The 12,126-nt window shown below is 70.8% G+C and carries 9 protein-coding genes; 6 read left to right on the plus strand and 3 right to left on the minus strand.

The genetic code is table 11. The annotated features are described in order from the left end of the window. Positions 1–66: 66 nt before the first annotated feature. Positions 67–2,172, plus strand: coding sequence for a GumC family protein (locus tag BLQ49_RS01645; RefSeq protein ID WP_091712753.1), 2,106 nt, complete (start codon positions 67–69; stop codon positions 2,170–2,172). Beyond that, entirely contained in the window at positions 2,169–3,452 is a 1,284-nt protein-coding gene (locus BLQ49_RS01650) for a VpsF family polysaccharide biosynthesis protein (RefSeq protein WP_208858996.1), read from the plus strand. Before BLQ49_RS01645 ends, BLQ49_RS01650 begins: the two co-directional genes overlap by 4 nt. A gap of 14 nt (positions 3,453–3,466) precedes the next feature. Here BLQ49_RS01650 and BLQ49_RS01655 read toward each other — a convergent pair whose 3' ends face one another. Beyond that, positions 3,467–4,714, minus strand: a complete 1,248-nt coding sequence (locus BLQ49_RS01655) for a glycoside hydrolase family 5 protein (protein WP_091712754.1) — start codon at positions 4,712–4,714, stop codon at positions 3,467–3,469. After that, a complete protein-coding gene (locus BLQ49_RS01660; protein WP_091712755.1) occupies positions 4,711–5,889 on the minus strand; it encodes a DUF1972 domain-containing protein in 1,179 nt (392 codons plus the stop codon). The genes BLQ49_RS01655 and BLQ49_RS01660 overlap by 4 nt, the downstream gene beginning before the upstream one ends. A 204-nt stretch (positions 5,890–6,093) precedes the next feature. On the opposite strand from BLQ49_RS01660, the gene BLQ49_RS01665 reads away from it, so the two are divergent. The 3 genes from BLQ49_RS01665 (at position 6,094) to BLQ49_RS01675 (ending at position 9,607) form a co-directional block, all read left to right on the plus strand. After that, complete coding sequence (locus BLQ49_RS01665) at positions 6,094–7,248, plus strand: glycosyltransferase family 4 protein (RefSeq protein ID WP_244507404.1); 1,155 nt, start codon at positions 6,094–6,096, stop codon at positions 7,246–7,248. A 236-nt stretch (positions 7,249–7,484) separates the two neighbouring features. Continuing rightward, positions 7,485–8,474 (plus strand): sterol desaturase family protein, encoded by a 990-nt coding sequence (locus BLQ49_RS01670; protein WP_091712757.1) that lies wholly within the window; start codon positions 7,485–7,487, stop codon positions 8,472–8,474. Positions 8,475–8,476: 2 nt separating this feature from the next. Then, positions 8,477–9,607: a GNAT family N-acetyltransferase gene (locus BLQ49_RS01675; RefSeq protein ID WP_091712758.1), complete on the plus strand. Its 1,131-nt coding sequence runs from the start codon at positions 8,477–8,479 to the stop codon at positions 9,605–9,607. 50 nt (positions 9,608–9,657) lie between these two features. Here BLQ49_RS01675 and BLQ49_RS01680 read toward each other — a convergent pair whose 3' ends face one another. Continuing rightward, positions 9,658–10,803 (minus strand): aminotransferase class V-fold PLP-dependent enzyme, encoded by a 1,146-nt coding sequence (locus BLQ49_RS01680; protein WP_091712759.1) that lies wholly within the window; start codon positions 10,801–10,803, stop codon positions 9,658–9,660. Between the two features lie 449 nt (positions 10,804–11,252). On the opposite strand from BLQ49_RS01680, the gene BLQ49_RS01685 reads away from it, so the two are divergent. Then, a complete protein-coding gene (locus BLQ49_RS01685; RefSeq protein WP_091712760.1) occupies positions 11,253–12,125 on the plus strand; it encodes a 4-(cytidine 5'-diphospho)-2-C-methyl-D-erythritol kinase in 873 nt (290 codons plus the stop codon). Position 12,126 lies beyond the last annotated feature (1 nt).

Below are 12,126 nucleotides of genomic sequence, written 5' to 3' on the forward strand. Positions count from 1 at the left end.
CGACTCTTGCAAGCGGGGATGCGGTCCGCGCAGGTGTGACCTGGATTGAGACGACGGTGACCGATCGTGACACGGATCGACCCTAACCTCGCTGTCGCGACCTGGCTGGCTCCGGTGCAGCCCGCTTTGCCCGACCGGCCCGGCCAAGGCCGGCCGGAGACGACCGCCGAGTTCGGCGACCTGTGGCGCATCCTGTGGCGGCGCAAGCGGCTCGTCTTCGGGACAGCCCTGCTGCTGGCGCTCCTGACCCTGGCCTACGCCCTGCTCACGCCGTCCCTCTACACCGCCACCGCTCAGATCCTGATCGACCCGCGCGACCGGCAGGTGGTCTCCAACGACGTCAATCCGGGCGCCCTGTCGCCGGATGGTGGCATCGCGCAGGTCGAGAGCCAGGTGAAGGTGATCGAATCCGACGCGGTCCTGGGCCGCGCCGTGGCGCAGACCGGGCTCGAGACGGAACCGGGCTTCGGCGTGCCCAAGGGCAGCCTGCTCACGCGCGCCCTGTCCGAACTGCGGGCGCTGGTGACCGGGCCGATGCCCGAACGGAGGACCGACGCCCAGGGCCGCGCCCTCGACCGGCTCCGGCGCCGGCTCGCGGTGAAGCGGGCCGACAAGGTGTTCGTGGTCGATGTCGTCGTCACCACGACGGATCCCGACCTTTCGGCGCGGATCGTCAATGCCATCGCGAACGCCTACCTGACGGACCAGACCGAGGCGCGCGCCGAGGCCGCCCGGCGGGCGGCCGGGGATCTGCGGGGCCGGCTCGACGAGCTGCGCAACGCGGTGAACGCCGCCGACAAGAAGCTCGAGGACTATAAGGCCCGCAACGGCCTCATCACCGCCAGCGGCCGGCTGGTCAACGAACAGCAGCTCACCGACCTCAACACGCGGCTCGTAGCAGCCCAGGCCCGCACCGCCGAGGCCAAGGCGCGCCTGCAAGGGATCCGGGACGCCCGCGGCCGCGCGGTTGGGTCCGGGGCGATGCCGGAGGCGGTCCAGTCCACGGTGATCGAACGCCTGCGCGGCCAATATGCCGAACTCGCCGCCAAGGAGGCGGACCTGCGCACCAATCTGGGCGAGCGTCACCCGTTCATCGCCGCGGTGCGCACCCAGATGCAGGATGTCCGCCAGCTGATCGACGCCGAGCTCAACCGCATCGCGGGAGCGGCTGAGACCGAGTTCCAGCGCGCCCAGGCCAACACGCGCACACTCACCGCCGAGCTGGAGCGCCTCCAGCGACAGGCGGCGGTCACCGCCCAGTCGTCGGTGCAGCAGCGCGAGCTGGAGCGCGAGGTCGAGGCCGCGCGCTCGGTCTACAACAGCTTCCTGGTCCGTGCCCGGGAGATCAAGGAGCAGACCAGCATCGACAGCTCGAATGCCCGGATCATCACGGCCGCCCGGCCGCCGCAGGATCCGAGCTGGCCGCCGCGGCTGATCCTGGTCGCCGCCGCCCTGTTCGGCGGCCTCGGCGTCGGCGCAGGCCTCGCGCTGATGCGGGAATACATCGCCCCCACAGTGCTGTCGCCGCGCCAGCTCGAAAGGCTCTCGAATGCACCGGTCGTGGCGGTGCTGCCGGGCCTGCGGCCGCGGGGTGCCAATGCGGCGGCGGCAAGCTTCACCCTGGACCAGCTGGCCGCGACCTCGAACACCCGCGGACGCTCGCTGGTCCTGCTCGTGACCTCGGGTGAATCGGACGAGCCGCAGCGCCGCGCCGTGATCGGGTTGCTCGCCGCGGTGGCGGTCGGGCGTGGCGACCGGGTCCTGCTGGTCGATGCGGATCTGCGCGGCGACGGCTCGGGCGCGGGCGGGCTCCTCGACGTGCTGCGCGGCGAGCAGAGCCTCAACGCGGTGACCGAAACCGATCCGAAATCCGGCGCCCGCCAGATCGGTCTCGGGGATACCAGCAAGCCGGTTCGCGACGCCCTCACGTCCGACAATGTCGAGCGGTTCGTTGCGGGCGTGAAGGCCCGGTTCGAACTGGTGATCGTCGATGGCGGGGTTCTCAGCGAGAACCTGCGGCTCGGCCCCCTGGCGAATGCGGCCGACCGGGTCCTGATGGTCGCCTGCAACGGCGCGACGCGCCAGCGCGACCTGATCGACCTCGTCGATACCTCCGAGGCGCTGGGCCGGCCCATCTCCGGCTCGCTGTTGCTGGCGCGGCGTCGGGCGTGAGGATCGCCCGGCCCGTAGCACCGGACGCCGCACCGGCGCAGACGGGCGCGGCGGCGCGCGCCGAGACCTTCGTGCTGATCGTCTGGGCCGCGATCCTCGTCGGGGTATCCGGGGGGATGCTCTGGGCGGTCGGGCTGAACTACGACGGGCTCACAGGCGCGGCGGCCTCCAAGATCCATCCGGCGACCTATCTCGCGGTGGCGCTCTTCGGGTGGATGCTGCTGCGCGCCGGCAATCCGGTCGTTCCGGTGGTGCAGGCGCTCGGCCGCAAGCCTGCCAGCGTGCTGCTGGCACTCTGCGGCGTTCTGCTCCTCGTGCTGATCGCGGTCCGCGGCGGGACCGGCCTCGCCGGCTCGATCGACACCTTCGTGCTGGCCGGGCTCCTGCCGATCCTGCTCTCGGACCGCGATGCCGCGACCCTGACGCGGCTGGAGACCGTGTTCCACGTCATCATGGTCGCCAACGCAGGCCTCGGGCTGTTCGAGCTTGCCAGCGGTCAGCGCTTCTTCCCGTTCCGCCTCGACGGCATGGCCTTCGAGACGGACACGCGCTCGGCGGCGCTTCAGGGTCATCCGCTCAGCAACGCGACCATCACGGCCTGCTACATCCTGGCCCTCGCCACGGGCGGCGGACGGCTCGGGACCGCCCTGCGGGCCGGGATGATCGCCCTGCAGCTCGTAGCGCTGGTGACGTTCGGCGGCCGCTCCGCCACCGTGACGACCCTCGTCCTCGGCGGCGCTGTCGGGCTCGTCGCCCTCGCACGCCTCCTGCGCAGGGGCCGGATCCCGCTCGTCGGCGCGGCCTGCGCCTGCTTCGCCCTCACGCTGGTGCCGGTCGCCGTGGCCGTCCTGGCGGCGATCGGCTTCTTCGACACGCTGCTCGGCCGGTTCTCCTCCGACGGCGGCAGCGCGCAGGCCCGGGTCGACATGCTGACGGTCTTCGATGCGATCCCGTTCCGGGACCTGCTCCTGGGCCCGGACCTCCTCCAGGTCACCACCCTGCGCCGGATCTACGGCCTGGAATGGGGCATCGAGAACTCGATCCTGTCGGACGTGCTCTACCACGGCCTCCTGATGACGGGGCTCCTCGTGGTGGCGGTCGCCCTCTACCTCGCCGAGGTCGCGCGCTCCTGCCGCCGGGGCGTCTGGCTGCCGATCCTCACCTTCGTGATCTTGGTCAACACCTTCGAGGGACTGGCCGGCAAGACCACGCTGCTGGCGAAGTTCGCCCTGATGCTGATCGTCCTGTTCCCGCAAGGGCGGATACGCGGGCGCGTTTGAGCCTCAGGTGAGCCTCAGGGCGATCCCTTGAGGCCGAGAGCCGCGACGAGGGCGGGATCGACGCCGTGCGCGTCATCCATCAGGCCGAGCCCGTCGAACAGATTCCAGAACGACCACGCGAAGCCTGCCCGCTCCGCCGTGAGGCGAACGTCGCGGAGATAGGCCGCCCGGTCGGGCGCCCGCGCGGCTTTGTAGCGGGCATCGGTACGCAGGGCGCCGAACTCGCCCATCAGCACGGTGCGGGGTGGAATTCCGTAGAGGTCGGCCCAGGTGGAGACCGGCTCCATCGCGGTGGCGAGGAAGGCGGGCCCGGGCGCGGCCTCGCCGTATTCGCGCAGCTTCTCCTCGATCACCGCGAGGTCGCGGCCCTTCTCGGCCTGGGATACCGAACGGTCGGCATCCATGCGGGCCCGGACCGCCTTCAGCGTCTCGGCCATGCGGTCGTGCGTCCCCGGCCAGGGCACCGCGGTGAGCCATCGATAGAACGGCTCCTGCGTCATCCAGGTCGCGCCCTGGTGGGAGAACAGGTACGGTTCGTAGAAGTGGAACGTGTAGAGGAGCGGCGCGAACCGCGCGAGCGGCGCCGGATCGAGGGCCGTCAGGCCGGCGACAAGGCCGCCGCAGGCGCCCGTCGCCACCAGGGTGAGCGCCGGCGCCGCCGCCCGGGCCGCGGTGAGGAGCCCGTCCTGAACACGGTTCCAGGCGAGGGCCCCGCAAGCCTGCGGTGGCTCGTTGACCGGCTCCAGCGCCACCCGGTCCACTCCCTTGCTCGCGCACAGGCGAGCCAGTTCGGCGACGAGGTCCCGGTAGGCCGCGAAAAGCGGCGCCCGATCGGTGCCGTAGAACGCCTCCGGCGTGTAGTGATGGGTCGCGGCATTCGCCTGGACGTTGACCACCACGCGAAGTCCCACCGCCAGAACCAGGTCGATCGCGGCAGACAAACGTTCCAGAAGTTCGGCCCGGCGGGGCGATCCCGCGAAGGCCACGAACGGGCCGGGATCGAGGGGCAGGCGGGCGAAGTCGAAGCCGAGGGCGGCGAGCCGGGTCAGGTCGGCGCGGCTCGGCACGGGCCGGTCCGCCTGGAACGGTGGCCAGGCGTAGTCGGTGCGGGGTGCCGGATACTCTGTGGTCAGCGAGAACCAGGGCCAGAGAGCGATGCCGCGACGCAGGGACAGCGGCTCCGCGGCGGCCCGGGCCGGGAAGGCTCCGGCACCCGCTGCGGCGAGGCCGCCCGCGAGCAGGGCCCGGCGGCTCGCCCTCACCAGCCGGTCACGGCGGCAGCCCCGACAGGCCCAGCCACCGGCACCGCCCTCCGCTCCGCCGGGGGATAACCGCCGACCCGCCGCAGCTCGTCCTCGTAGGCCGCCAGCACGTCGTCCCAGCGAAAACGCTCGGCCTGCCGCCGTGCTGCGGCGCGGGCCTGCGCGACCGCGTCCGCATCCGCCAACACCCGGTCGATCGCACTCTCGCAGGAGACACGATCGATGAAGTAGAACTGCCCGTCGCCCGCGGTCCCCCGGTTGAACGGGTTGTCGTGGGCGATCACAGCGTTGCCCGCCCACAGGGCCTCCACCAGCGACGGGTTCGTGCCGCCCACCGTGTGGCCGTGGAGATAGGCGAGCGCGTGCACCCGCAGGGCCTGGACCTGATCCGCCTCGTAGATGGCCCCCGGGAACAGCACCTCGGGCGAGGCCGCCTCCTCGACGGCGCGGTGATAGGCGTTGCGGACGCTCATCGTGCCGAGCACCACGAGCCGGACGCCCCGGGGCCGGCGGGAGAACGCCTCGACGAGCGTCAGGATATTGTTGTCCGGCTCGATGCGGGCGATCGAAACGAGATAGCGGCCGGCCTCCAGCCCCAGCGGTGGCGGACTGACCTCCGCGGGCGGCAGGTCACCGCCATAGGGAATCGTCGCGATGGCCCGGCGCGGGCGCCGCCCGGCGAGGTGGTCGGCGATGGCCGGATGGTCGGCGACGAGCCGGTGCGAGGACCATGCGGCGATCCACTCGCTGACATAGAAGAACGCCCGGACTGGCAGCGACCATTTCGGGCGGCGCCACTCGATCCCGTCCATGTTGGTCAGGATCCGGCCGCCGCGGGCGCGCAGGTAGGGCAGGAACACCGCGCCGTTGTAGCCGAGCACGAGGCAGACGCCGCCGCGGCGCGCGGCGTCGTGGGCACAGATCGCGTCGAAGGCCAGGGTCGCGGCCGGTCCTTTCAAGCCGACCTCCACGGTGATCAGCTCGATGCCGTCCCAGGTCTGCGACGAGACTCGCGTGCGCACCCGCTCGACCTCCCGCTGGCAATAGACGCCGACGCGCCAGCCCCGGCCGGCCAAGTAGCGGGCGAACCGGTCCGCGAAAGTCTCAAACCCGCCATGAGCCGCCGGAATTCCGCGCGTTCCTAGAATAAGCACTGCGGGTACCTGGCTAGGCATTGTCCTTCCTTCCCAATGCACCGCTCATATTGTAAGATCAGATAGCGACCAAGGGGCGTAATGGATTTTCAACCATCAGTTTGTCAATTAACGGATATCTAAGCCTACGGTAGGAGCTCAAAAGTGAATACCGTATTAGCCGCGCCCGCCGAGGCCGACTGGGTCCCGGGAGCTTCTTGCCCGGGGGGCGGACAGGCGCCGACCATCACCTGCGTGCATCAGGGCTTTGAGCTCTACGGGTCCGATCGCTGCTTCATCGAGACGGTCCGCAGCCTCCGCAACACGTATCCGGCCGCGCGGATCGACGTGATCCTGCCGCGGCACGGGCCGATCGTGGCGGCCCTGGAACCCGTCGCCAGCCGCGTCGTGATCGAGCCGCTGTGGATCCTCCGGCGCAAGGGTCTGGCGCGGCGCCTGACCGTCGATCTGATGGCTTTGCCCGTAGCGGTGCTGCGGGCGCTCGGGCGCATCCGCGCGAGCGATCTCGTCTACATCAACACCACCGTCGTGGCCGACTACCTGCTGGCGGCACGCCTGCGGCCCGGGCGCAGCATCGTCCATGTCCACGAGATCCCGGAGGGGGCCGTCCTGAAGGTGCTGCGCGGGCTGATCCGCTGGAGCGGCGCCGACGTGGTGTTCAACTCGCGTGCCACCGCCTGGGCCTACGCACTGCCGGCGGGGGCCACCACCCGGGTGGTCTATAACGGCATTGCCGGGCCGGCGGTGCCGAACCGAGGCGGCTACGACGGCAGCCGCCCGCTCCGGGTGCTGATGCTCGGACGCATCAGCCGCATCAAGGGCCAGGATGTGCTGATCGAGGCCGTGGCCGCGCTGCCGGAGGCGCTGCGGCAGCGGATCGACCTGCGCATCGTCGGCAGCGCCTTCGAGGACGAGGCCCGGGAGCGCGCCCTCGCCGAGCGGATCGTTGCTGCGGGCCTATCGGATCGCGTGAGCCTCGAACCCTTCGTGACCGACCCAGCCGCGCTCTACCGCTGGGCCGACGTGGTGACCATGCCGTCGCAGCGCCCGGAATCCCTCGGCAGGGTGGCGATCGAAGCCATGGCGTACGGCGTGCCGCCGCTGGTGACGGCGATCGGCGGCCTTCCGGAGGTCGTGGAGCATGGGCAGACGGGATGGGTCGTCCCGCCCGGCGGGCCGGAGCCGATCACGCAGACCCTGGCGGACCTGATCGTCGATCCGAAGAGCTGGCAAGGTTTCGGCCAGGCCGCGCGGGCGCGCTTCGAGGCAAGATTCTCGGAAGCCTCCGCGGCCGAGGGAATCGAGGCCGCAGTGCGGGCGACCTTGCAGCGGTCGAGGACGGCGCGGGAAGCGCATCAGTCTCCGACCCCGATCGACTGAGCAGGTTCGGGCCATGGAATCGCCGCCGGCATCGAAGGACAAGGGGTTGCGTTGCAGGGTGCCCAGCGCACCGGTCCGCAGTCGAAACCAATTCTCAACACACGATCGACACGGCAAGATGGTCCGATGACAGCGAATGATGAGTCTTGCCGACCGCCGGAATCCGCCCGGGACCGGCCGCCTCTGAACGGCGCCGGCACGGCTCGGATACGGTCGAGCGGGGGAAACGCGTAGACATGGATGTCATCGAATTCATCCAGCCGATCGTCGCGAAGGTCTCAGTCGAGAACCTGCTCGCCGCCGGCCTGCTGTTCGCGACCGCCTTGGTCTGCGCCCTGATCGCCTATCTGCGCACGGCGGAGACATACTCGCTCGCCGAGTTCTTCGAGTTCGCCCTGCCGCGGGAGGTGATGACGCATCCCTCCGCCCGGGCGGACCTGCTGTTCTACGTCACCCGCAAGGCGATCATGCCATTCCTGCTGATCCCGGCGGGGGTGACCTTCGTGGTCGGGGTCGGCTACGCCACCAATCGGGTGCTGGGCACGGTCTTCGGCATCGACCAGCCCGTGTTCGGCGCCCCGGGGCCGGTCACCGTGGTGGTGTTCACCGCCACGATGCTGCTCGCCTACGACCTGTCCTACTACCTCTACCACACGGCCCAGCACCGCTACCCGTTCCTGTGGGAGCTCCATAAGGTCCACCACTCGGCCGAGGTGATGGTCGGGATCACCAAGGACCGGGTCCATCCCCTCGACGAGCTGATGAACCGCGCCTGGGACGGGGTGATCCCCGGCATCTGCTTCGGGATCTGGAGCCTGCTGGCCCTGAACCCGGTCGAGCTGACGGTGTTCGGCATCAACGTCTACATCATGCGCAACATCCTGATGATGGACTTCGTGCGGCACACCCATTTCAAGATTTCGTTTGGGCCACTCAACAGGGTCATCCTGTGCCCGCACTGGCACCAGCTTCACCATTCCACGGCACCGGAGCATTACGACAAGAATTTCGGCCTGCTGTTCTCGTTCTGGGACCGGCTGTTCGGGACTCTTTGCGTCCCGAAGCCCGACGAGGACTTCAAGTTCGGCCTCGTCGATCGGGACGTGGCCGACTACCAGTCCCTGTCGGGGCTCTACGTCTTGCCGCTGAAGAAGATGGGTCGGCGGATCGCCCGGCGGGTGCGACGCCTGCGCGGCGTGCCCGCCCAGCCGCGGCCAGGGGCCTGACCATGGCGACGGAGCGTTTCGAGACCATCCGCACGGCCGAGCGGCTCGCCGAGGTCGGGCCCGCCTGGACGGCCCTGTGGGCACAGAGCGGCGCCCTGGTCTTCCAGAGTCACGCCTGGGTCTCCGCATGGTGGGCGAGCGCGCCCGACCGGGAGCGCCGGGGCCTCGCCATCGTGCTGGCGTGGCGGGACGAGACCCTTGTCGGGGTATTGCCGCTCGCCATCGTGCGCCGGAGAGGATTTCGGGTCCTCGAATGGGCGGCCAAGGACTGCTCGGATTTCGGCGATGCGCTGCTCGCTGTCCGGACGGACCACAATCTGGTCCGGCGGATGTGGCGCCATGCCGGCCGGTCCGGCGGTTTCGACCTCGCCTATCTCAACCGCCTCCTGCCGGACGCCGCGGCCCGGACATTGCTCCAGCCGGAGAATGGCGGGGTTCGGCTGCGCCTGAACCACCGCGACGAGGCGAACTGGCGGGTGCGCGGCCCCTGGAAGTCCGGGCCGGCGTGGTTCGACGCGCAATCGAAGAAGACCCGGCAGAATTATCGCCGCGGCCAGAAATTCCTCGCCGAGCGCGGGCTCCTCACCTTCCGCCTGCTCGAGCCGGGGACGCCCCTCGGACCGGTTCTCGACCGACTGACCACCTTCAAGCGGGCCTGGCTCCAGCGCCAGGACCTTGCCTCCACGGCCTTCTACGACGAAGGCTCCCGGGCGCTGCACGCCATGGTTCAGGTGCTGTCCGACACGGGATTGCTGCACGCCTTCGTGCTCGAATGCGACGGCGAGGTCGTGGCGGTGTCGATCAACTTCGTCCAGGCCGGGACGATGATGGCCTTCGTGACCACCTACGATCCGGAAGTCGAGCGCGCCTCGCCCGGCATGGTGCTGATGATGGATTACATCATGTGGTCGATCGACCACGGCCTGCACACGGTGGATTTCCTGTGCGGCGATGAGGGGTTCAAGGGTCGGTTCGGCACGCAGAGTCTGACGTTGGCCTCAATGACCGGTGCGCGCACCCCGCAGGGCGCCGCGGCGCAGATCGTGGATCGGGCGCAGCACGCATGGCGCCGGCGGTTCGGCAAGGCCGAGGACGCGAACGGCGAGACCGTGGCGACGGAAGCCGCGGTCTAGACGTCCGGACCGCAGCGCGGGCAGGCGCCGCCGCGGTCCCTCCGGCGCGCCTACGGGTCTGGGTCGCTCCTCCCGTCGAGGATATCCCGGACCGCATCCACGCAGCGCGCGAGATCGTGGTCGTTCGCCCAGACATGGGGGCTGAGCCGCAGCGCCCCCGAGCGCTCGCTCGCGAATACGCCGCGCCGACGCAGCCCCTCGGCGAAGCCGGCGGGCAACCCGCCGGGCAAGCGTAGGCCCAGGATGTGGGGCGCACGCAAAGTCCGTGGCGCGATGGGCAGACCGAGGGTTGCGAAAGAATCCGCGAGCCGGTCCGTCAGCCCGCGCAGGCAAGCTGCCACGGCCGGCACGCCCCAGCCCGCGATCAGTTCCAGTCCGGTCGCCGCCATGGGCAGCGCCACGGGGTCGTTCAGCTCGCCCCGGTCGTAACGGCGCGCGCCCACGGCCGGCGGGCGGTTGCCGACATGCGCGTCGAGCGCCACGCCATGCTGGCGGTGCGGCGCAGCGTACAGGAAGGCGAGGCCGTAGGGACCGAGCGCCCATTTGTAGCTCGGAAAGGCCAGGAAATCGGGTCGCCAGCGGGTCACGTCGACCGGGACGGCGCCGACCGCCTGGGTCGCGTCGATCACCAGGACGGCACCGGTCGCGTGGACCGCCGGCGCGAGGCGGTCGAGATCAATCAGGCTGCCATCGGTCCAGTGGAGCGGGGTCAGGGTGGCCAGGGCGAGCGGCGGCGCGCCCGGACGCGCGATCGCGGCCAGCAACGCGGCGGTCCAGTCCCCGTCCGAAGGGCGCGCGACCTCCTCCACGATGAGATCGTGCGCGGTGGCAAGGCGGTCGAAGGCGAAGCGCAGGGAGGGGAACTCGTCGGCCACCCGCAGCAGACGCCCGCCCCGACCGGGGGCGAGGTTGCGCGCCGCCACCGCCATGGCGTGGCTGACGGCACCGACGATCGCGACGTCGTCCGAACCGGCCCCGATCAGCCCGGCCGCCGCGGCCCGGGCCCGCTCGACCCAGGCGGGCACTGCCTCACGCGGATAAGACCAGGGGCGGCTCTTCGTCAGGAGCCCGATCTCTCCGGCGGTTCGCACGCCCAGCGGCAGCGGCGACCAGGCCGCCGCATCCAGGTAGCTGATATCGGCCGGCATTTCGAACAGGTGGCGCTGGCAGCGAAGTTCGTTGGCGGGCGAGATCATGGCGGTCCGGATCGTAGCGGATCGAGCCCGTACGGGCGATCCTTGGCGCACAACGCGGGGCTTGATCGTACGCTCCCCGATCCCGCAATCCGGCATACGCCTTGCGCGAGCCGATGGCCCAGCCCCTCTTGCGGGCGGACGATCCGGGACCGGTACGGACCGTTCGCAGCGGCTGTGCCCTGCAGAAGCGCCCTAGGCGGCGGGAATGCCCGCAGCCGTGCCTCCCCTTGGATGAAGCTGGCCTGTCCGAGGCTGTCCCCACGCCGGGCGGCGCCCTGTTCGGCCCGGCGGCGAGCGACGGGCTTGCCGAACGCGCCGAGGATCTGTTCGCGATTCGTGTGGGCGACCCGCGACCGTACCGGTCGCATGGGCAATTCGGCTGCGCTGTTATTCTCAGCCTCCAGCCTGTAGAGCCTCGCCACCATCCGCCGCGACCCATCCGAGACCCCGTGCCCCTGCTCGCAGACCGTGCCCCCGCCAAGGTCAACCTGACGCTCCATATTCTCGAGCGGCGGGCGGAGGACGGCTATCACGCCCTCGAAAGCCTCGTGGCCTTCGCGGGGACTGCCGACCGGCTGACCCTCGACCCCGACGCGCCCCTCGGCCTCACGGTCTCGGGACCGACCGCCGGACCGGCGGGGCCCACCGGTGACAACCTCGTCCTGCGTGCCGGGCGTCATCTCGCGGCGCGCGTGCCGGGCCTGCGCGCGGGCGCTTTCCACCTGACCAAACGCCTGCCCGTGGCGGCGGGCATCGGCGGGGGCTCCTCCGACGCTGCCGCGGCCCTGCGCCTGCTCGCCCGCCTCAACGGGTTGTCGCCTGACGATCCGGCCGTCGTCGCGGCGGCGCGGGAGACGGGGGCCGACGTGCCGGTCTGCCTGGATCCGCGGGCCCGGATGATGTGCGGCGTCGGCGAGGAGATCGGCCCTCCGCTCGACCTTGCCCCGCTGCCGGCGGTGCTGGTCAATCCCGGCGTCCCGGTGCCCACCGCGCCTGTCTTCAAGGCCCTTGGGCTGGCGGCCGGGCAGAGCCTTCCCGGGGCCGACCACCCGGTGATCACCGAAGGGCTCGACGGACACGCCCTGGTGGCGGCGATCGGCCCCGCCCGCAACGACTTGGAGGCACCGGCCCTTACGGTGGCGCCGGTGATCGGCACCGTGCTGTCGGCCCTGCGCGCGCAGGGCTGCCGGCTCGCGCGGATGTCCGGCTCCGGCGCCACCGTCTTCGCCCTGTTCGACGGAAGGCGCGGGGCGGTGCGCGCCGCCTCGGCCCTGCGCGCCGCCCATCCCGGTTGGTGGGTGGCGCCGACCTTCCTGCGCTGAG

Origin of the sequence: Methylobacterium phyllostachyos, assembly GCF_900103445.1 — a bacterium.
Classification (GTDB): domain Bacteria; phylum Pseudomonadota; class Alphaproteobacteria; order Rhizobiales; family Beijerinckiaceae; genus Methylobacterium; species Methylobacterium phyllostachyos.

Excerpts from the sequence above, each read along its gene's own strand:
- BLQ49_RS01660 (WP_091712755.1), bottom strand. The coding sequence starts at position 5,889 with ATGCCTAGCCAGGTACCCGCAGTGCTTATTCTAGGAACGCGCGGAATT.
- BLQ49_RS01670 (WP_091712757.1), top strand. The coding sequence starts at position 7,485 with ATGGATGTCATCGAATTCATCCAGCCGATCGTCGCGAAGGTCTCAGTC.
- BLQ49_RS01675 (WP_091712758.1), top strand. The coding sequence starts at position 8,477 with ATGGCGACGGAGCGTTTCGAGACCATCCGCACGGCCGAGCGGCTCGCC.
- BLQ49_RS01680 (WP_091712759.1), bottom strand. The coding sequence starts at position 10,803 with ATGATCTCGCCCGCCAACGAACTTCGCTGCCAGCGCCACCTGTTCGAA.